The organism is Streptomyces sp. NBC_01241, from assembly GCF_041435435.1.
Taxonomy (GTDB): Bacteria; Actinomycetota; Actinomycetes; order Streptomycetales; family Streptomycetaceae; genus Streptomyces.
In genome coordinates this window covers 2,014,465-2,034,335 of sequence record NZ_CP108494.1, presented here as the reverse complement: position 1 = coordinate 2,034,335, position 19,871 = coordinate 2,014,465, and the positions used below count along the sequence as shown (strand labels likewise).

At 69.4% G+C, this 19,871-nt stretch carries 17 protein-coding genes and 1 pseudogene; 14 read left to right on the top strand and 4 right to left on the bottom strand.

Translation table 11 applies throughout. The features are described 5' to 3' along the window. Positions 1 to 46: 46 nt before the first annotated feature. Positions 47 to 835 carry an MBL fold metallo-hydrolase gene (locus tag OG306_RS08810; RefSeq protein ID WP_266745541.1) on the bottom strand — a complete coding sequence of 263 codons (789 nt, stop codon included), beginning with the start codon at positions 833 to 835 and terminating at the stop codon, positions 47 to 49. 87 nt (positions 836 to 922) lie between these two features. Between OG306_RS08810 and OG306_RS08805 the strand changes: the two genes are divergently transcribed. From OG306_RS08805 to OG306_RS08795, 3 genes and pseudogenes are all read left to right on the top strand, one after another. Then, on the top strand, positions 923 to 1,540 hold the full coding sequence (locus tag OG306_RS08805) for an ABATE domain-containing protein (RefSeq protein WP_371665222.1): 618 nt from the start codon (positions 923 to 925) through the stop codon (positions 1,538 to 1,540). A 45-nt stretch (positions 1,541 to 1,585) separates the two neighbouring features. Further along, positions 1,586 to 2,122 (top strand): recombinase family protein, encoded by a 537-nt coding sequence (locus tag OG306_RS08800; protein WP_323183828.1) that lies wholly within the window; start codon positions 1,586 to 1,588, stop codon positions 2,120 to 2,122. Between the two features lie 779 nt (positions 2,123 to 2,901). Continuing rightward, a pseudogene (locus tag OG306_RS08795) lies at positions 2,902 to 3,960 on the top strand (IS630 family transposase); the annotation flags it as partial. Between the two features lie 153 nt (positions 3,961 to 4,113). On the opposite strand, the gene OG306_RS08790 reads toward OG306_RS08795, so the two are convergent. From OG306_RS08790 to OG306_RS08780, 3 genes are all read right to left on the bottom strand, one after another. Continuing rightward, positions 4,114 to 4,491 (bottom strand): nuclear transport factor 2 family protein, encoded by a 378-nt coding sequence (locus tag OG306_RS08790; RefSeq protein ID WP_024757633.1) that lies wholly within the window; start codon positions 4,489 to 4,491, stop codon positions 4,114 to 4,116. A 347-nt stretch (positions 4,492 to 4,838) separates the two neighbouring features. Then, positions 4,839 to 5,492, bottom strand: a complete 654-nt coding sequence (locus tag OG306_RS08785) for an MBL fold metallo-hydrolase (protein WP_266745538.1) — start codon at positions 5,490 to 5,492, stop codon at positions 4,839 to 4,841. A gap of 10 nt (positions 5,493 to 5,502) precedes the next feature. Next, on the bottom strand, positions 5,503 to 6,192 hold the full coding sequence (locus tag OG306_RS08780; protein ID WP_266745537.1) for a maleylpyruvate isomerase family mycothiol-dependent enzyme: 690 nt from the start codon (positions 6,190 to 6,192) through the stop codon (positions 5,503 to 5,505). Positions 6,193 to 6,367: 175 nt separating this feature from the next. Here OG306_RS08780 and uvrA point away from each other — a divergent pair, with 175 nt between their 5' ends. From uvrA to OG306_RS08725, 11 genes are all read left to right on the top strand, one after another. Next, positions 6,368 to 9,427 carry an excinuclease ABC subunit UvrA gene (gene uvrA, locus OG306_RS08775; protein ID WP_266745536.1) on the top strand — a complete coding sequence of 1,020 codons (3,060 nt, stop codon included), beginning with the start codon at positions 6,368 to 6,370 and terminating at the stop codon, positions 9,425 to 9,427. Between the two features lie 416 nt (positions 9,428 to 9,843). After that, complete coding sequence (locus OG306_RS08770; protein ID WP_266745535.1) at positions 9,844 to 10,272, top strand: Rieske (2Fe-2S) protein; 429 nt, start codon at positions 9,844 to 9,846, stop codon at positions 10,270 to 10,272. Between the two features lie 189 nt (positions 10,273 to 10,461). Beyond that, positions 10,462 to 12,633, top strand: a complete 2,172-nt coding sequence (gene uvrC / locus OG306_RS08765; protein ID WP_266745534.1) for an excinuclease ABC subunit UvrC — start codon at positions 10,462 to 10,464, stop codon at positions 12,631 to 12,633. Then, positions 12,630 to 13,625: an RNase adapter RapZ gene (rapZ, locus tag OG306_RS08760; protein WP_266745533.1), complete on the top strand. Its 996-nt coding sequence runs from the start codon at positions 12,630 to 12,632 to the stop codon at positions 13,623 to 13,625. Before uvrC ends, rapZ begins: the two co-directional genes overlap by 4 nt. Next, positions 13,622 to 14,656, top strand: a complete 1,035-nt coding sequence (locus OG306_RS08755; RefSeq protein WP_266745532.1) for a gluconeogenesis factor YvcK family protein — start codon at positions 13,622 to 13,624, stop codon at positions 14,654 to 14,656. The genes rapZ and OG306_RS08755 overlap by 4 nt, the downstream gene beginning before the upstream one ends. After that, positions 14,647 to 15,636, top strand: coding sequence for a DNA-binding protein WhiA (whiA, locus tag OG306_RS08750; protein ID WP_266745531.1), 990 nt, complete (start codon positions 14,647 to 14,649; stop codon positions 15,634 to 15,636). The genes OG306_RS08755 and whiA overlap by 10 nt, the downstream gene beginning before the upstream one ends. 259 nt (positions 15,637 to 15,895) lie before the next feature. Continuing rightward, a complete protein-coding gene (gene gap, locus OG306_RS08745; protein WP_266745530.1) occupies positions 15,896 to 16,903 on the top strand; it encodes a type I glyceraldehyde-3-phosphate dehydrogenase in 1,008 nt (335 codons plus the stop codon). A 109-nt stretch (positions 16,904 to 17,012) separates the two neighbouring features. Next, entirely contained in the window at positions 17,013 to 18,224 is a 1,212-nt protein-coding gene (locus OG306_RS08740; RefSeq protein WP_266745529.1) for a phosphoglycerate kinase, read from the top strand. 6 nt (positions 18,225 to 18,230) lie between these two features. Then, positions 18,231 to 19,007, top strand: a complete 777-nt coding sequence (tpiA, locus tag OG306_RS08735) for a triose-phosphate isomerase (RefSeq protein WP_266745528.1) — start codon at positions 18,231 to 18,233, stop codon at positions 19,005 to 19,007. A gap of 114 nt (positions 19,008 to 19,121) precedes the next feature. Then, positions 19,122 to 19,358: a preprotein translocase subunit SecG gene (secG, locus tag OG306_RS08730; protein ID WP_266736497.1), complete on the top strand. Its 237-nt coding sequence runs from the start codon at positions 19,122 to 19,124 to the stop codon at positions 19,356 to 19,358. 109 nt (positions 19,359 to 19,467) lie between these two features. Continuing rightward, positions 19,468 to 19,803, top strand: coding sequence for an RNA polymerase-binding protein RbpA (locus OG306_RS08725; protein WP_072483070.1), 336 nt, complete (start codon positions 19,468 to 19,470; stop codon positions 19,801 to 19,803). Positions 19,804 to 19,871: the final 68 nt, after the last annotated feature.

Here is a 19,871-nt window from a genome sequence, read left to right as displayed (position 1 = left end):
CCCCGACCCCCGGCAGGAGGTCTCGGTTTTGGGCGGCGGTTCAGACTCAGGCGCGCTGCGTCCAGCCCTGGTCCAGGCGGTCAGCCAGGCCGGCGGCGGTGAAGGCGGCCTCCAGGTCCTCGCGGCCCTCGGTGAAGTGGGCCCAGCTGTCGTGGTGGGCCGGGACGGCACGGCGGGCGTCGAGGATCCGGGCGGCCTCGGCGGCCTGCGCGCTGTCCAGGACGATCAGGTTGCCATCGAAAAGCATGGGAAACCGGGGTGCGCCTGCGAACAGGATGGCGGTATCCACCGGGGCGAAGCGCTCGGCGATCTCCTTGACGGCGTCGAGGGAGGCGTTGTCGCCGCTGACGTAGACCGTCGGCAGGCCCTCGCCGGTCAGGACGAAGCCGACAACCTGGCCGGAGAAGGGTTCAACCTCCTCGCGCGGGCCGGGGCCGTGGATGGCGGGTACACCGGTGACGGTGATGGTGCCGCCGCCCGGACGCTCCAGCTCGACCGTCTCCCAGTCGGCCAGGCCCTTGGCCTTCTCCCCGAGGCGCTCGCCGCCGCCGGGGGTGGTCAGGGTGAGGGGGACGTCGGCGAGCAGGGCCCGGCCGGAGGTGTCGAGGTTGTCGGCGTGCTCGTCGTGGGAGAGCAGGACCACGTCGATGGGGCCGAGGTCGGCGGGGGTGACAGTGGAGGGGGCGGTCTTGGTCAGAGTCGGACCGGGCGAGGGGTAGTCGCCGGGGCCGTCGAAGGTCGGGTCGGTCAGGAAGCGCAGGTCGCCGTACTCGAACAGGGTGGTCGGGCCGCCGAACGTGCGGACCGGGAACTGACCGGCGTTGAGCTGGGACATCACATCTCCTTCATTTCTCACGAAAAAAATCCGTGTTTAACGTGATGCCAAACTAGGCAGGCATCACGGAAAAATGCAAGCGCTACCATGAGAGGCATGGACGACGCCCTGGCCACCGACATAGCGCAGGCCGCTCTGCCCCCAGCTCCGGGTGCCGACCGGTACCGCTCCCTGGACTTCGCCGACACCGCCGCAACCCTGCCCGCCGGCCAGAGCTACGACCTGCTTGCCACCCCCGAATCCGCCATGCACTGGCTCGCCGCCCACGACCTGACCACCCCGGACGTACAGCTGTACGAGGTGTGCGCACAGCGGATGCGCACGCTTCGCGCCCACGTACGCGCCCTGTTCGCCGCCCGCGTCGACAGCACCACCCCGCCCGAGGAATCCCTGCGCGCGGTGAACGAGGCACTCATGGCCGTACCCACCGCACCCCTCCTCGCCTGGGACGGGGCCCAGGGACTGCGCCGCATCCAGGCACACCCCACCGACCGGGCCGTCAACCACGCACTGGCGACCCTCGCCGCCGACGCCGCCGACCTGCTCACCAGTCCCGACGCCGGCATCCTCGCCGCCTGCGGCTCCGCCCCCTGCGACCGGTTCCTCCTGCGCACCCACGGCCGGCGCCACTGGTGCTCTACCCGCTGCGGCGACCGCGTCCGCGCCGCCCGCGCCTACGCCCGGCGCAGCGGCGCCTCGGGCTGACGCGCCACCCAGGGCCCCCTCAAGGCCCACGCCCCGCACTGCCGGGTGATCTTCACGGTGTACGAGATGAAGCGCCTGGGCCGCGATGCCGCAGAGCTGACAGCCCTGGCCGATCACCTCACCCCCCACGGCCTGGTCCTGGAGATGCTCGCCGGACCCCTCCAGGGGATGTACGACCCCAGCGGTCCGGGACGCCTGCTGTTCGGGTTCTTCGCCGCGATGGCCGAGACCGAGCGCGAGAACATCCGTGAGGCCACCCTCGAAGGACTCGACAGCGCGGCCCGCAAGGGCAACCACGGCGGTCGGCCCCCGGTCATCACCGACAACATGCTGCACACCGTGCTCCGCCGCCGCGCGAACGGCGAGACCGTCGAGGACATCCAGCCCGACCTGCTCATCCCCACCGGCCGCCGCAAGGGACAGAGCCCCAGCCTCTCCAGCATCTACCGGGCGCTCGCCGAGCACGACAAGACCCAGGCGTACCCCGAAGCCGTCGAGCAGGCCCACGCCGACTTCGCCGCCCTCCAGACCGGCGAAGTCCCGGGACCCCGCCTCGCTCTCCCTGACCGAGCGTCACGCTGATTACAGAGAGCTACTTGTCACTTCGCCGTAGCTTCGGGAGAACAGGGCCTTCCCGGGCGCGCGCTGCTTCGTACGAGGTGAGTGGCTTGCGGCATGTGTTCTCGTCCCCACCGCCGCTACCTTCCTCGTCGCACGTGCCGCGGCGGGTGTCTGCTCGTCCAACTTGGACGAACAGACCCGTGGCAGATCTGCCCTCGCGTTCGCGGCGTGGATGCTGCGGGAGGGCCAGCAGTCCGGGAAGGGCTACGCCCCCTCGTCCGCCGGAACGCACCTCGCGGCCGTTGTCGTGGGTCTACAGCAGCGCGGCCAGACCGTCAGCCGGGACGACGACCAGGCGGCGGCCCGGAAGTCGCTGGAGGGCCTGGCCGTGAAGCTCCTGCAGGACGGCGAGCGGCGCGGCCGGGGCAAGGCGGTGGCCGGGGACGTCGATGGCCTGGTCGCCATCGTGCGGGCCTGCCCGGACGGCCTCGCCGGGGCCCGGGACAAGGCACTGATCCTGACGGGCTTTCACTACGCCTCGCGTGCGCAGGATCCTGCCGGCCTCCTCGCCGGGGACGTCACCGTGCACCCGCGCGGCCTGGTCGTCTCGGTGCTCACCGGGAAGACGAAGCACTCCGTACGGGACGCGAAGATCCGGTATCAGCAGGACCCGGAGATCTGCCCGGCGCGGGCCTGGATCGCGTACCGCGAGCAGCTGGCCACCGAGGCGGCCCCGCGCTGGTCGGCCCCGGACACGCCCGCGTTCGTCGGTATCAACCGGCACGGAGGAGTGACCGGGGGTGCGCCGGGGCAGCACCAACTCGGTGCGCTATCGGCGCGCGATGATGCTGCTGGCCTCGGCCGGCGGGAATCGGGTGCCGCTGATCGCCCAGCTGGTGGCGGCCGACGAGGACACCGTGCGCGATGTGATCCACCGGTTCAACGAGATCGGCCTGGCCTGCCTGGACCCTCGGTGGGCGGGAGGCCGTCCCCGCCTGCTCAGCGATGACGACGAGGACTTCGTCGTCCAGACGGCCACCACCCGCCCCACCAAGCTCGGCCAGCCTTTCACTCGCTGGTCGCTACGCAAACTCGTCGCCTACCTGCGCACAGTTCACGGCCGAGTGATCCGTATCGGCCGCGAGGCGTTACGCGGCCTGCTCGCCCGCCGTGGAGTCACCTTCCAGCGCACCAAGACCTGGAAGGAATCCACCGACCCCGACCGCGAGGCGAAGCTGGACCGGATCGAGCACGTCCTGGACCGTTTCCCCGACCGGGTCTTCGCGTTCGACGAGTTCGGCCCACTCGGGATCCGGCCCACCGCAGGCTCGGGCTGGGCCGAACGGAAACACTCCGACCGGGTGCCGGCCACCTACCACCGCACCCATGGTGTCCGGTACTTCCACGGCTGCTACTCGGTCGGCGACGACATGTTGTGGGGCGTCAACCGCCGCAAGAAAGGTACCGCGAACACGCTGGCCGCGCTCAAGTCGATCCGCGCCGCCCGGCCCGACGGCGCCCCCATCTACGTGATCCTGGACAACCTGTCCGCCCACAAAGGCACCGACATCCGCCGCTGGGCTACAAAGCACGAGGTCGAGCTGTGCTTCACCCCGACCTACGCCTCTTGGGCCAACCCCATCGAGGCCCACTTCGGACCGCTGAGGCAGTTCACCATCGCCAACTCCAACCACCCCAACCACACCGTGCAGACACGAGCCCTGCACGCCTATCTACGCTGGCGCAACGCCAACGCCCGCCACCGCGACGTCCTGGCCGCCGAACGCAAGGAACGCGCCCGCATCCGAAGCGAGAAGGGCATCCGTTGGGGCGGACGCCCCCTCAACACCGCAGCCTGACCAACCGCGAACTTACACAGCCACAGCGCATCATCGGTCCGCTCGTGGCCAAGCGCAGACGACCGAAGCGTTGTAAAGATGATCTCGGCTGGGCAGACCCGGAGCCCCGAACGGGGCCGGTTCAGGAGAAGGACGGCGCCAGAGGAGAATGACTCAGGAGGCGGACGGCTCGATCTCCCCCGCGAAGACGATGACCTGGTCGATGAGGCTCCGCCGCAGATGGACGACGTCCGTTCCCGCCAGGCGGGGGCCTCCATCCGGCGTCGTGAAGACCCACTGGTACCGGGCCCACTCGTCCGGCATGTCCACCGCCGAACAGCGCACCATCGTGCCGGTCCCCGCGGGGTGGCGCCGGATGTCCAGCACGAACCGCTCGACCGCCTCGATCCCCTCACTGCGGCCCAACGGTCCCCAGAAGACCACGTCCGAGGTTAGGGCCTGGGAGAGCAGCGCAGTCACATAGCTGTCGTCCGAGGCGTTGAACGCGGAGATGAACGTGTCGATCGCGGACCGCGCGGTCTCTTCCTGCATGCACCAGTAATACCACTCGCCTCGCGGACCGCGCTCGTCCCGTGAGTCGTCTCCCGACCACGGTGAACCATCCCGGTCACAGCACTAGCCAGAAGAGGAGGGGGCCCGCCGACCACCAGGTCGTGCGGGCCCCTCCTGCTGCACCACACCTGTGTCAAGTTCGGGGAAACTCGGGGACCCGCACTTCCACGTGCGGATCCAGCTGACGCGGACGTCGCCGTGCCGGTGCTGATCACTCAGACCGAATGGCAGGGGCGTGGCCGGATTATGGCGCCGTGTGCGCGGTGCGGGAACACCAAAGCGGGGCCGGCCTCTTTCAGGGCGGCCCCGCTTGTGCGAGTTCCGGTTTACCAGCCTCGGGCTCTCCACTCCGTTAGGTGCGGGCGTTCCGCACCGAGCGTGGTGTCATGGCCGTGGCCCGGGTAGACCCACGTCTCGTCCGGCAACTGGTCGAAAAGCTTCGCCTCGATGTCGTTCATCAGCGAATCGAAGTCCTTCGGAAGTGTTGTCCTTCCAGGACCGCCCGGGAAGAGGCAGTCCCCGGTGAACAGGTGCGGAGCGCCGTGCGGGTCGTCGTAGATCAGCGCGATGGAGCCCGGGGTGTGACCGACGAGATGACGGGCGGTCAGACCGACCCGGCCCACCCAGATCGTGTCGTTGTCACCGACCAGGACATCGGTCGGGACCGGGATGCCCTCGGCGTCGTACCGCCCGGCGAACGTACGCGCGCCGGTGGCCGCCACCACCTCGCCGAGCGCCTGCCAGTGGTCGCCGTGCCGATGGGTGGTGACGACGGAGGCGATGCCGTCGTCACCGATCAGCCGCAGCAGGGTCCCGGCCTCGTTGGCCGCGTCGATCAGGAGCTGCTCGCCGGTGGCCCGGCAGCGCAGCAGATAGGCGTTGTTGTTCATCGGGCCGACGGCGACCTTGGAGATCATCAGATCCGTCAACTCGTGCACATCCGCACGTCCGCCGACCTTGACCGCTCCGCTGTACGTCATACGACTCAGCCTATAGCGGGGGCAGCGCGGGAAGGGGTCCGCCTTCGACGGTCAGCGCCGACCCGTCACGGCGTCCGCAGAGCCAGCCGAGCAGCTCGGGGGCGGCGCCGCGGACCACGGCAGGGCCGCCCTCCGCACCGCCGCCCGTGGTCCAGGACCGGCCGTCGTCCGCGGCCACCGTCGTGGGCACGACCTCCGAATGCCGGTCGAACCGCTCGGTGAGGAAGTCGATCTCCCGGCCGACGAACTCTTCGGGAAGATCCTCCAGCTCGTAGCCGATGCCCAGGTCGACATGATGCAGCTCGACCTCGACGCGGCGGCGGAAGGGAATCCGGGAGGCCGAGTCCGTCACGCCGTTGCGCAGCGTGACCGTGCGGGACCAGTCCGCCGGGGCCGAGGCGGCGTCCATGAGGCGGGCCGCGCTCCCGGCCAGGTCGGCCAGCTGCTCGGCCTTCGGCCGGGATGCGTCGCGCTCGATGTCGCGGTCGCGGGTTTCGCTGTCTGCGTACATGGGGCGGCCCTGGAGAACATTTACGAGCGCGTCGGCGTTACGAGAGAGATGCGCAACGACATGGCCCAGGCTCCAGCCCGGCAATCGCGACGGCCGGGCGAGCGCGGCATCGTCGAGTTTCTCGGTGGCGCTGAGCAGTCGATCAGTCGCTTCACGTACGGCGTCCAGGTCGTGCGCATGATCAATCATGATGTCGAGCCTAGCTCCGCCACTCAATCGGGTGAAGGAGTCGACAGCCGTCCGTAAATCGAATGCGCGTGCTATACGCTCGGAGTCGAAAGCTTCGTACATCGCTGTGGCGCCCCCCGTACCCTGGGACAGCGGCTCAGTTCCCCCATTTCTCTCCAGAAAGGTGCGGACCGGCGTGGCCGACCGTCTCATCGTCCGTGGCGCTCGCGAGCACAACCTCAAGAACGTCTCGCTCGACCTCCCCCGCGACTCCCTCATCGTCTTCACCGGGCTTTCCGGGTCGGGCAAGTCGTCTCTCGCGTTCGACACGATTTTCGCCGAGGGCCAGCGACGCTACGTGGAGTCCCTCTCCTCTTACGCCCGCCAGTTCCTCGGCCAGATGGACAAGCCGGACGTCGATTTCATCGAGGGCCTCTCGCCCGCCGTCTCCATCGACCAGAAGTCGACCTCGCGCAATCCGCGCTCGACGGTCGGCACCATCACCGAGGTCTACGACTACCTCCGGCTGCTCTTCGCCCGGATCGGCAAGCCGCATTGCCCGGAGTGCGGCCGGCCCATCTCGCGCCAGTCGCCGCAGGCCATCGTCGACAAGGTGCTCGGCCTGCCCGAGGGCAGCCGTTTCCAGGTGCTCTCGCCGCTGGTGCGCGAGCGCAAGGGCGAGTTCGTCGACCTCTTCGCCGATCTGCAGACCAAGGGGTACAGCAGGGCCCGGGTCGACGGCGAGACCATCCAGCTCTCCGAGCCGCCCAAGCTGAAGAAGCAGGAGAAGCACACCATCGAGGTGGTCATCGACCGGCTCACGGTGAAGGACAGCGCCAAGCGCCGGCTGACCGACTCGGTCGAGACCGCGCTCGGGCTCTCCGGCGGCATGGTCGTGCTCGACTTCGTCGACCTCCCCGAGGACGACCCCGAGCGTGAGCGGATGTACTCCGAGCACCTCTACTGCCCGTACGACGACCTCTCCTTCGAGGAGCTGGAGCCGCGCTCCTTCTCCTTCAACTCGCCCTTCGGCGCCTGCCCCGACTGCACGGGCATCGGTACGCGCATGGAGGTCGACCCCGAGCTGATCGTCCCCGACGAGGACAGGTCGCTCGACGAGGGCGCGATCCACCCCTGGTCGCACGGCCACACCAAGGAGTACTTCGGCCGGCTGATCGGCGCCCTCGCCGAAGCCCTCGGGTTCCGTACGGACATCCCGTGGGCCGGGCTGCCGCAGCGCGCCAAGAAGGCCCTTCTCTTCGGCCACAAGATCCAGACCGAGGTCCGCTACCGCAACCGGTACGGGCGCGAGCGCGCCTACACCACGCCCGCCTTCGAGGGGGCGGTGCAGTTTGTCAAGCGGCGGCACTCCGAGGCCGAGAGCGACTCCAGCCGGGAGCGCTTCGAGGGCTACATGCGCGAGGTGCCCTGCCCGACCTGTGAGGGCACCAGGCTCAAGCCGATCGTCCTCGCGGTCACGGTGATGGAGAAGTCCATCGCCGAGGTCTCCGCGATGTCGATCAGCGAGTGCGCCGAGTTCCTCGGCCGGATGAAGCTGAACGCGCGCGACAAGAAGATCGCCGAACGGGTGCTGAAGGAGGTCAACGAGCGGCTGAGGTTCCTGGTCGACGTCGGCCTCGACTACCTCTCGCTCAACCGCGCGGCGGGCACCCTGTCCGGCGGCGAGGCCCAGCGCATCCGGCTGGCCACCCAGATCGGTTCCGGCCTGGTCGGCGTGCTGTACGTGCTGGACGAGCCGTCCATCGGCCTGCACCAGCGGGACAACCACCGGCTGATCGAGACCCTGGTCCGGCTCCGTGACATGGGCAACACGCTCATCGTCGTCGAGCACGACGAGGACACCATCAAGGTCGCCGACTGGGTCGTCGACATCGGCCCCGGCGCCGGTGAGCACGGCGGCAAGGTGGTCCACTCCGGATCGCTCCAGGAGTTGCTGGGCAACGACGAGTCGATCACCGGTCAGTACCTGACCGGCCAGAAGTCGATCGTGATGCCCGACATCCGGCGCCCCGTCGACCCGACGCGCATCCTCACGGTGCACGGTGCCCGGGAGAACAACCTCCAGGACATCGACGTCTCCTTCCCGCTCGGCGTGCTCACGGCCGTCACGGGCGTCTCGGGTTCCGGAAAGTCGACGCTGGTCAACGACATCCTCTACACCCACCTGGCACGCGAGCTGAACGGCGCCAAGTCGGTTCCCGGCCGGCACACCCGGGTCGACGGCGACGACCAGGTCGACAAGGTGGTGCACGTCGACCAGTCGCCCATCGGCCGTACGCCCCGGTCCAACCCGGCCACGTACACCGGCGTCTTCGACCACGTCCGCAAGCTGTTCGCCGAGACGATGGAGGCGAAGGTGCGCGGCTATCTGCCGGGCCGCTTCTCCTTCAACGTCAAGGGCGGCCGCTGCGAGAACTGCTCCGGCGACGGCACGATCAAGATCGAGATGAACTTCCTGCCTGATGTGTACGTCCCGTGCGAGGTCTGCCACGGAGCGCGCTACAACCGGGAGACCCTGGAGGTCCACTACAAGGGCAAGTCCATCGCCGAGGTGCTGGACATGCCGATCGAGGAGGGCCTGGAGTTCTTCGAGGCCGTCCCGACGATCGCCCGCCACCTCCGTACGCTCCACGAGGTCGGCCTCGGTTACGTCAGGCTCGGCCAGTCCGCGCCGACGCTCTCCGGCGGCGAGGCGCAGCGTGTGAAGCTCGCGAGCGAACTCCAGAAGCGCTCCACCGGCCGGACGGTCTACGTCCTGGACGAGCCGACCACGGGTCTGCACTTCGAGGACATCAGCAAGCTCATCAAGGTGCTCTCCGGGCTGGTCGACAAGGGCAACTCGGTGATCGTCATCGAGCACAACCTCGACGTGGTCAAGACCGCGGACTGGGTCATCGACATGGGTCCCGAAGGGGGCAACGGCGGCGGTCTCGTCGTTGCCGAGGGGACCCCGGAGCAGGTCGCCGGAGTTCCGGCCAGCCACACCGGCAAGTTCCTCCAGGGCATCCTCGACCCGGACCGGGTGAGCGAAGCCGCGGTGCCGGCGGCCCGCAAGCCGGCGCGGAAGGTGGTCGCGAAGAAGGCGGTCGCCGCGAAGTCGACCCCGGCCAGGAAGACGGCCACGGCCAGGACGAGCGCAGGCCAGGCCGCCAAGTCGGCCACGGCCAGGACCGACAGGACGGCCGCCGCGAAGAAGCCCGCGGCGAAGAAGGCGACCCGCACGCGCAAGGCCTGATCGCCCGCGCGCAAGGCCTGATCGCCCGCGCGCAAGGCCTGACGGCCCGCGCGTTCAGGTGGTGGCCCCCGGAGCCCGGGGGCCACCACCTCTGTCGGTACGGGGGACCTTCGGCCGGTACGGGCCCTGCCCCTCACCGCAGCTCCCGGTGCTCAGCCTGTGCGCCGGGCGCTGGCCGGCCGCGCCACCCGAACCCCCCGATACCCCGGCACGTCCACACGTCCTGATCCGGCCCCCTACCCCCCTGACCAGGCGCAACGGGCCTTGGGCAGCCCGGCCGCCGGGTCTCCGGTCTCCGCCGGTATCGTCGGTTCTGTCACCGATGGCTCTGATACCCGCGGTACCTCTGGTCCGCGTGGTGCCCCAGTCGACCGGTAATCCTCTGCACCCTGCCCCTTCTGACCAGTGGAGACCGCATGCCCGGCCAGCCCGCCGCCCGCCGTACCGTGCTGAAGGGCGCCGCTCTCGCCGGCGTCGCCGGGCTGGGAGTGGCCGCCTGCTCGACCGAGTCGAAGCTCGGCCACGCCGAGACGCCGACGCCGACCGCCCCCGTCGAACTCGGCGTGCCGGAAGAGGTTCCGGTCGGCGGATCCAAGCTCTACCGCGAACAGCGGGTCGTCGTCAGCTGCCCGGCCAAGGGCCAGTACAAGGCGTTCAGCGCCCAGTGCACCCACGCGGGCTGCCTGCTGGACAAGGTCGAGGACAACGTCGGGAACTGCCCCTGCCACGGCAGCCGCTTCGACACGACGACCGGCCAGGCGACGCGCGGCCCGGCGACCGCGCCGCTGCCGTCCGTCCCGGTCCGGATCGAGGGCGGAAAGCTCGTCGCGGGCCCCGACGCCTGACGGCGCGCGGAGGGCGGATTCACTCCCGGCCGATCACTCCTGGCCGATGCCGACCAGCCCGGGCCGTACCCCCTGCTCCACCAGGTGCACGGTCCGGTGGCGGCCGGTGAGCGTGAGATCCGTACCCCGGAACGCGGCACCACGGCCGGGCAGGCCGTGCTGTCACTGCCCGCAAGTAGGGTGGGACACATGGCAGACCCCTCCAGCTACCGCCCCAAGCCGGGACAGATCCCCGACTCCCCGGGGGTCTACAAATTCCGCGACGAACACCGCCGGGTGATCTACGTCGGAAAGGCCAAGAACCTGCGCCAGCGCCTGGCCAATTACTTCCAGGACCTGGCCGCTCTCCACCCGCGTACGCGCACGATGGTCACCACGGCCGCCTCGGTGGAGTGGACCGTCGTCTCCACGGAGGTCGAGGCGCTTCAGCTGGAGTACTCCTGGATCAAGGAGTTCGACCCCCGGTTCAACGTCAAGTACCGCGACGACAAGAGCTATCCGTACCTCGCGGTCACGCTCAACGAGGAATTCCCGCGCGTCCAGGTCATGCGCGGAGCCAAGAAGAAGGGCGTGCGCTACTTCGGTCCGTACGGGCACGCCTGGGCGATCCGCGAGACGGTCGACCTGATGCTCCGGGTCTTTCCGGTGCGTACGTGCTCCGCCGGAGTCTTCAAGAACGCCGCCAGGACCGGCCGCCCGTGCCTCCTCGGCTACATCGGCAAGTGCTCGGCCCCCTGCGTCGGCCGGGTCACCCCCGAGGAACACCGCGAACTGGCGGTCGACTTCTGCGACTTCATGGCCGGCCGCACCGGCACGTACATCCGCCGCCTGGAGAAGGACATGATGGCGGCGGCCGAAGAGATGGAGTACGAGCGGGCGGCCCGCCTCCGTGACGACGTGGAGGCCCTCAAGCGGGCCATGGAGAAGAGCGCCGTCGTCCTCGCCGACGCCACCGACGCCGACCTGATAGCGGTCGCCGAGGACGACCTCGAAGCCGCCGTCCAGATCTTCCACGTGCGCGGCGGCCGGGTGCGCGGCCAGCGCGGCTGGGTCACCGACAAGGTCGAGAACGTCGACACCTCGGGCCTGGTCGAGCACGCCCTGCAACAGCTGTACGGAGAGGAGACGGGCGACTCCGTCCCCAAGGAGGTCCTCGTCCCGGCCCTCCCCGAGCACCCCGACGCGGTCTCCCAGTGGCTCGCCGACCGCCGGGGCTCCCAGGTCAGCCTGCGCATCCCGCAGCGCGGCGACAAGAAGGACCTGATGACGACGGTCCAGCGCAACGCACAGCAGGCCCTGGGGCTGCACAAGACCAAACGCGCCTCCGACCTGACGACCCGCTCCCGGGCCCTGGAGGAGATCGCCGAGGCACTCGGCCTCGACACGGCTCCGCTGCGCATCGAGTGCTTCGACATTTCCCATCTCCAGGGCGACGACGTAGTCGCGTCCATGGTCGTCTTCGAGGACGGTCTCGCCCGCAAGAGCGAGTACCGCCGCTTCCAGATCAAGGGCTTCGAGGGCCAGGACGACGTCCGGTCGATGCACGAGGTGATCGGCCGCCGCTTCAAGCGGTATCTCCAGGAGAAGGAACGCACGGGGGAGTGGGAGGAGACCCCCGCCCCGAGCGGCCCCGTCCCGGCCCCGCACACCGCCTCGACGGCCCCGGCCGTCCCGGCCGCCGACCCGGACACCACCCCCGATCCGGTGGGCCCTACCCCCGATCCGGTGGACACCACCCCCGATCCGGTGGGCACTACCCCCGGTCCGGTGGGCACTACCCCCGGTCCGGTGGACACCACTCCCGATCCGGACGCCGAGCCCCGTGAGGACGACGGTCGTCCCAAGCGGTTCGCCTATCCGCCGCAGCTCGTCGTGGTCGACGGCGGTCAGCCGCAGGTCGCCGCGGCCAAACGCGCCCTCGACGAGCTCGGGATCGACGACATCGCCGTCTGCGGCCTCGCCAAGCGCCTCGAAGAGGTCTGGCTGCCCGAGGACGACGACCCCGTCGTCCTGCCCCGCTCCAGCGAAGGTCTCTACCTCCTCCAACGCGTCCGCGACGAGGCCCACCGCTTCGCGATCACGTACCAGCGCGCCAAACGGGCCAAGCGCATCCGGTCCAGCCCCCTGGATGCCGTCGCCGGCCTCGGCGAGACCCGGAAACAGGCGTTGATCAAGCATTTCGGCTCCGTGAAGAAGCTGAAGCAGGCGACAATCGACGAGATCTGCGAGGCGCCGGGGATAGGCCGCAGAACGGCGGAATCAGTGGCCATCGCCCTGGCCTCGGCCGCCCCGGCCACGCCCGCCGTGAACACGGCGACAGGAGAGATCATTGAAGAGGACGACGGGGGCAGCACGACATGACTGAGCACGAGCACGAACACGAACACGAAGTCGGGCGCGAACACGAAGTCGAGCACGACAGCACCGACCGAGCAGACGGAGCAGGACACGTGAGTACCGGCACCACGATCGACCCGGGCGACGGGGCCGGGGCCATCCCCGAGCTGGTGATCATCTCCGGGATGTCGGGCGCGGGACGCAGCACCGCGGCCAAGTGTCTGGAGGACCTCGGCTGGTTCGTCGTGGACAACCTGCCGCCCGCCCTGATCCCCACCATGGTCGAGCTCGGCGCCCGCTCGCAGGGCAACGTGGCCCGGATCGCCGTCGTCGTCGACGTGCGCGGCCGCCGCTTCTTCGACAACCTCCGCGATTCCCTCGCCGACCTGGAGACCAAGCACGTCACCCGGCGGATCGTTTTCCTGGAGTCCTCCGACGACGCCCTGGTCCGCCGCTTCGAGTCGGTCCGCCGCCCGCACCCCCTCCAGGGCGACGGCCGGATCGTCGACGGCATCGCCGCCGAGCGCGACCTGCTGCGCGAGCTGCGCGGCGACGCCGACCTGGTGATCGACACCTCCAGTCTCAACGTGCACGAACTGCGCGCCAAGATGGACGCCCAGTTCGCCGGCGACGAGGAGCCGGAGCTGCGCGCCACGGTCATGTCGTTCGGCTTCAAGTACGGCCTGCCGGTCGACGCCGACCTGGTCGTCGACTGCCGCTTCCTGCCCAACCCGCACTGGGTCCCCGAGCTGCGCCCGTTCACCGGGCTCAACGCCGAGGTCTCCGACTACGTCTTCGACCAACCCGGCGCCAAGGAATTCCTCAACCAGTACACGGAACTGCTCCAGCTCATCGCCGCCGGGTACCGCCGCGAGGGCAAGCGCTACGTGACGATCGCCGTCGGCTGCACGGGCGGCAAGCACCGCTCGGTCGCCATGTCCGAGAAGCTCGCGGCCCGGCTCGCGACCGAAGGCATCGAGACCGTACTCGTCCACCGGGACATGGGGCGCGAGTGACCAGTCGTAATCTGCGCCTGCGGAGGCTGCGCAGAGCCACCTCTGCACTGTCCGCCCGCAAGCGCGGGGCGCAGCCCAAAGTCGTCGCCCTCGGCGGTGGCATGGGCCTGTCCGCGTCGCTCGCGGCGCTCCGCCGGATCACCGGCGACCTCACGGCCGTGGTCACGGTCGCCGACGACGGCGGCTCCAGCGGCCGGCTCCGAGAGGAGCTCGGCGTCCTGCCGCCCGGCGACCTCCGCAAGGCGCTCGCCGCCCTGTGCGGTGACGACGACTGGGGCCAGACCTGGGCCCAGGTCATCCAGCACCGCTTCCAGTCCAAGGGCGACCTGCACGAGCACGCGGTCGGCAACCTGCTGATCGTCGCCCTGTGGGAGCAGCTCGGCGACCACGTCCAGGCCCTGGACCTGGTCGGCAAGCTCCTCGGGGCGCACGGCCGGGTGCTGCCCATGTCCGCCGTGCCACTGGAGCTCCAGGCGCTCGTACGGGGACACGACCCGGCCCGCCCCGACGACGTGGATACGGTCCGTGGCCAGGCCACCGTGGCGCTCACCCCGGGCGAGGTGCAGTCCGTCCACGTCGTCCCGCACGACCCGCCGGCCGTCCCCGAGGCCGTCGCCGCCGTCCTGGACGCCGACTGGGTGGTGCTCGGCCCGGGGTCCTGGTTCTCCTCCGTGATCCCGCACCTGCTCGTACCGGAACTGCTCGACGCGCTCGTCGAGACCAAGGCCCGCAAGGTCCTCTCGCTCAACCTCGCACCGCAACCCGGTGAAACTGATGGCTTCTCCCCGCAGCGTCATTTGGAGGTTTTGGGACGACACGCCCCTAAACTCGCCATGGACGTGGTGCTGGCCGACGAAGCCGCCGTGCCCGATCGTGAGTCCCTCGCCGACGCCGCCGAGCGGCTCGGTGCCGCGGTCGAGCTGGCGCCGGTGGCCTCACCCGACGGCGTTCCGATTCATGACCCGGAGCTGTTGGCCGCCGCGTACGACCGTATTTTTCGGATGCATGGAAGGATCGGCCCATGGCGATGACGCCCGCGGTGAAGGACGAAATCTCTCGGCTTCCCGTGACCCGGACCTGCTGCAGGAAGGCAGAAGTCTCGGCGATTCTTCGGTTCGCAGGTGGGCTGCACCTGGTGAGCGGCCGGATTGTGATCGAGGCGGAGCTGGACACCGCGATGGCGGCGCGCCGGCTGAAGCGGGACATCCTGGAGATCTTCGGGCACAGCTCGGAGCTGATCGTGATGGCTCCCGGCGGGCTGCGGCGCGGCTCCCGCTATGTCGTACGGGTGGTGGCGGGCGGCGACCAGCTGGCCCGCCAGACCGGACTGGTGGACGGCCGTGGCCGGCCGATCCGCGGCCTGCCCCCGCAAGTGGTCTCGGGGGCCACCTGCGATGCCGAGGCCGCCTGGCGCGGAGCCTTCCTGGCCCATGGCTCGCTCACCGAGCCGGGCCGCTCCTCCTCGCTGGAGGTGACCTGCCCGGGCCCGGAGGCGGCGCTCGCGCTGGTCGGCGCGGCCCGCAGGCTGTCCATCGCGGCGAAGGCCCGCGAGGTGCGCGGCGTGGACCGGGTCGTCGTCCGTGACGGCGACGCGATCGGCGCCCTGCTCACCCGGCTCGGCGCCCACGAGTCGGTGCTGGCCTGGGAGGAGCGGCGGATGCGGCGCGAGGTCCGCGCCACCGCCAACCGGCTCGCCAACTTCGACGACGCCAATCTGCGCCGTTCCGCGCGGGCCGCGGTCGCCGCGGGCGCCCGGGTGGGGCGTGCGCTGGAGATCCTGGGCGAGGAGGTGCCCGAGCACCTCGCGGCCGCCGGGCGGCTGCGCATGGAGCACAAGCAGGCATCCCTGGAGGAGCTGGGCGCGCTTGCCGAACCGCCGCTGACCAAGGACGCGGTCGCCGGCCGGATCCGCCGGCTGCTGGCGATGGCCGACAAGCGGGCCCAGGACCTGGGCATTCCGGGTACGGAATCCACCCTCAGCGAGGAGCTCGCAGACGGCCTGGTGGGGTGACCTGTGAAAGGCCATGAAATCGGCCGAATCCAGAACGCATGGCCTTCCCGAGGGTGTTGACTCTCCGTAATCGCCACTGCGTGTACGGCCGGGCATCCGGAGGCCCGTACTCCTACCGCGGAGTACGGGCCTCGGCGCTTCGTACGGCCCTGCTCGATGTCACTCCGAGGCCATCGGAGAGGTAGGGTCGGAGGCGGTCGGGGACATCTCATACAACTCGCCGGGGGCAACCCCGCGTACCTAACGAGGAGATCGGTTCGTGACGATCCGCGTAGGCATCAACGGCTTTGGCCGCATCGGTCGTAACTACTTCCGCGCGCTGCTGGAGCAGGGTGCGGACATCGAGATCGTGGCTGTCAACGACCTGGGTGACACCGCGACCACGGCACACCTTCTGAAGTACGACACGATCCTGGGCCGTCTCAAGGCCGAGGTCAGTCACACCGCCGACAGCATCACCGTCGACGGGCACACCATCAAGGTGCTCTCCGAGCGCAACCCGGCCGACATCCCCTGGGGTGAGCTGGGCGTCGACATCGTCATCGAGTCGACCGGCATCTTCACCAAGAAGGCCGACGCCGAGAAGCACATCGCGGGTGGCGCCAAGAAGGTCCTCATCTCGGCCCCGGCCAAGAACGAGGACATCACGATCGTGATGGGTGTCAACGAGGACAAGTACGACGCGGCCAGCCACCACGTCATCTCCAACGCGTCCTGCACCACCAACTGTGTCGCGCCGATGGCCAAGGTTCTCGATGAGAACTTCGGCATCGTCAAGGGCCTCATGACGACGGTTCACGCGTACACGAACGACCAGCGCATCCTGGACTTCCCGCACTCCGACCTGCGTCGCGCCCGCGCCGCGGCGGAGAACATCATCCCGACCACGACGGGCGCCGCCAAGGCCACCGCTCTGGTGCTCCCGCAGCTCAAGGGCAAGCTCGACGGCATGGCGATGCGCGTCCCGGTCCCGACCGGTTCGGTCACCGACCTGGTCATCACGCTGGAGCGCGAGGTGACCCGCGACGAGGTCAACGCCGCGTTCCAGAAGGCCGCCGAGGAAGGCCCGCTCAAGGGCAAGCTGGCCTACACCCAGGACCCGATCGTGTCCTCGGACATCGTCTCGGACCCGGCCTCCTGCACCTTCGACTCCCTGCTGACCATGGCAGAGGGCACGCAGGTCAAGGTCATCGGCTGGTACGACAACGAGTGGGGCTACTCCAACCGCCTCGTCGACCTGACCGTGTTCGTCGGCAGCCAGCTCTGACCGTCGGATCGGCAGGCACCTCGAAGTGAGCACGGGGCTCGAAAGGCGCAACGCGGCGCCGTTCGAGCCCCGTTGCATGCCCTCTCGTCCTCTCAAGGAGTCCAGCAAGATGAAGACGATCGACGAACTTCTCGCCGAAGGGGTCACCGGCAAGCGCGTATTCGTCCGCGCCGACCTCAACGTGCCGCTGAGCGGCACCACCATCACCGACGACGGCCGCATCCGCGCCGTCCGGCCGACCGTGGAGAAGCTCGCCGCGGCCGGTGCGCGGATCATTGTCGCCTCGCACCTGGGCCGCCCCAAGGGTGCCCCGGACCCCGCCTTCTCCCTGGCCCCCGCCGCCGCCCGTCTCGGTGAACTCATCGGCGCGGACGTGGCGTTCGCGACCGATACCGTCGGCGAGTCCGCCCGCGCCACGGTCGCCGCGCTCACCGACGGCAAGGTCGCCGTCATCGAGAATCTCCGCTTCAATCCCGGTGAGACGTCGAAGGACGACGCCGAGCGCGGCGCGTTCGCCGACCGGCTCGCCGAACTCGCCGATGTGTACGTGGGCGACGGCTTCGGAGCCGTACACCGCAAGCACGCCTCGGTGTTCGACCTCCCGGCCCGGCTGCCGCACGCCGCCGGCGACCTGATCGCCACCGAGGTCGGCGTCCTGAAGAAGCTCACCGAGAGCGTCGAGCGCCCGTACGCCGTCGTGCTCGGCGGCTCGAAGGTCTCCGACAAGCTCGGCGTGATCGACCACCTGCTGGAGCGCGCCGACCGCATCCTCATCGGCGGCGGCATGGCGTACACCTTCCTCAAGGCCCAGGGCCACGAGGTCGGCAGCTCCCTCCTCCAGGAGGACCAGATCCCGGCGGTGCTGGAGTACCTCGAGCGCGCCGAGGCGAAGGGCGTGGAGTTCGTGCTCCCCGTCGACGTCGTGGTCTCCGAGCAGTTCCCGGACCTCAGGACCAAGGCGCCGACCGAGCACCGCACCGTACCCGCGGACGCGATCCCCGTCGGTTTCATGGGCCTGGACAACGGCCCCGAGACCAACAAGCTGTACGCCTCGAAGCTCGCCGACGCCGTCACCGTCTTCTGGAACGGCCCGATGGGCGTCTTCGAGCACCCCGACTACGCCGAGGGCACCCGGGCCGTCGCCCAGGCCCTCGTGGACTCCTCGGGCTTCAGTGTGGTCGGTGGTGGCGACTCCGCCGCTGCCGTCCGCATCCTGGGCTTCGACGAGAACGCATTCGGACACATCTCGACCGGTGGCGGCGCCAGCCTCGAATACCTCGAGGGCAAGACGCTTCCCGGCCTGGCCGCACTGGAGGACTGACCTTTCATGACCATCCGTACCCCGCTGATGGCGGGCAACTGGAAGATGAACCTCAACCACCTCGAGGCCATCGCCCACACCCAGAAGCTCGGCTTCGCGCTGACCGACAAGGACTACGACGCCGTAGAGGTCGCCGTCCTGCCGCCCTTCACCGATCTGCGCTCCGTCCAGACGCTGATCGAAGGCGACAAGCTGAAGATCAAGTACGGCGCCCAGGACATCTCGGCGCACGACTCCGGCGCGTACACCGGTGAGATCTCCGGCCCGATGCTCGCCAAGCTGAAGTGCACCTATGTCGCCGTCGGCCACAGCGAGCGCCGCCAGTACCACGGCGAGACCGACGAGCTCTGCAACGCCAAGGTGAAGGCCGCCTTCAAGCACGGCCTGACCCCGATCCTCTGTGTCGGCGAGGAGCTGGAGGTCCGCGAGGCGGGCAACCATGTCGCGCACACGCTTGCGCAGGTCGACGGCGGTCTCAAGGACGTTCCCGCCGAGCTGGCCGAGTCGATCGTGATCGCGTACGAGCCGGTCTGGGCGATCGGGACCGGCAAGGTCTGCGGCGCCGACGACGCCCAGGAGGTCTGCGGGGCGATCCGCAGCCGACTCGCCGAGCTGTACTCCCAGGACCTGGCCGACGCGGTCCGTATCCAGTACGGCGGCTCCGTGAAGTCCGGGAACGTCGCCGAGATCATGTCGAAGCCCGACGTGGACGGCGCGCTGATCGGCGGCGCCGCACTGGACGCCGACGAGTTCGTCAAGATCGTCCGCTTCCGCGACCAGTGAGTATGCGGTAGCGCGGATCCGTCGTACCCTTGCGGGGGCCGAGGAGGGTATAGCCTCCCGGCCTCCGCTGTTCGCACATGCAGTCCAGAGAATTCCGGAAAGTAGGGACCAGCCGTGATTTTGGCGTTCGAGATCGCCCTGATCGTCTTCAGCCTGCTGCTGATGCTGCTGGTGCTGATGCACAAGGGCAAGGGCGGCGGCCTCTCCGACATGTTCGGTGGCGGTATGCAGTCGTCCGTGGGCGGCTCCTCGGTCGCCGAGCGGAACCTCGACCGGATCACGGTCTTCGTCGGCCTGGCCTGGTTCGCGTGCATTGTTGTGCTTGGTCTGCTGATCAAGCTGGACAACTGACCCGTCGTAGGCGATTCCCGGTGAGGGTGTAACTCCTTTCACTGGACGCGCGTTGGGCCTTACGTAGACTGGGGCATCTTCGAGCACCATCACGCAGGGAGTTACGACCGTGGCAAGTGGCAACGCGATCCGGGGAAGCCGGGTCGGAGCGGGGCCGATGGGGGAGGCCGAGCGGGGCGAGTCCGCACCACGCCTCCGCATCTCCTTCTGGTGCTCGAACGGGCACGAGACGCAGCCGAGCTTCGCCAGTGACGCGCAGGTACCGGAGACCTGGGACTGCCCGCGCTGTGGTTTCCCGGCCGGCCAGGACCGGGACAGCCCGCCGGACCCGCCGCGCACCGAGCCGTACAAGACGCACCTCGCGTACGTACGTGAGCGGCGCAGCGATGCGGACGGCGAGGCCATCCTCGCCGAGGCCCTGGCGAAACTCCGGGGCGAGATCTAGTTGTTGTTCACCGGCCGGGCACCTCACAGGTGCCCGGCCGGACCGCTTTCGCCGTGCCGCAGCTCGCC

What these genes read in the sequence shown, in the direction of transcription:
- OG306_RS08810 (WP_266745541.1), bottom strand. Translation starts at nt 835, where the DNA reads ATGTCCCAGCTCAACGCCGGTCAGTTCCCGGTCCGCACGTTCGGCGGC.
- OG306_RS08805 (WP_371665222.1), top strand. Translation starts at nt 923, where the DNA reads ATGAGAGGCATGGACGACGCCCTGGCCACCGACATAGCGCAGGCCGCT.
- OG306_RS08790 (WP_024757633.1), bottom strand. Translation starts at nt 4,491, where the DNA reads ATGCAGGAAGAGACCGCGCGGTCCGCGATCGACACGTTCATCTCCGCG.
- OG306_RS08785 (WP_266745538.1), bottom strand. Translation starts at nt 5,492, where the DNA reads ATGACGTACAGCGGAGCGGTCAAGGTCGGCGGACGTGCGGATGTGCAC.
- OG306_RS08780 (WP_266745537.1), bottom strand. Translation starts at nt 6,192, where the DNA reads ATGATTGATCATGCGCACGACCTGGACGCCGTACGTGAAGCGACTGAT.
- OG306_RS08770 (WP_266745535.1), top strand. Translation starts at nt 9,844, where the DNA reads ATGCCCGGCCAGCCCGCCGCCCGCCGTACCGTGCTGAAGGGCGCCGCT.
- uvrC (WP_266745534.1), top strand. Translation starts at nt 10,462, where the DNA reads ATGGCAGACCCCTCCAGCTACCGCCCCAAGCCGGGACAGATCCCCGAC.
- rapZ (WP_266745533.1), top strand. Translation starts at nt 12,630, where the DNA reads ATGACTGAGCACGAGCACGAACACGAACACGAAGTCGGGCGCGAACAC.
- whiA (WP_266745531.1), top strand. Translation starts at nt 14,647, where the DNA reads ATGGCGATGACGCCCGCGGTGAAGGACGAAATCTCTCGGCTTCCCGTG.
- OG306_RS08740 (WP_266745529.1), top strand. Translation starts at nt 17,013, where the DNA reads ATGAAGACGATCGACGAACTTCTCGCCGAAGGGGTCACCGGCAAGCGC.
- tpiA (WP_266745528.1), top strand. Translation starts at nt 18,231, where the DNA reads ATGACCATCCGTACCCCGCTGATGGCGGGCAACTGGAAGATGAACCTC.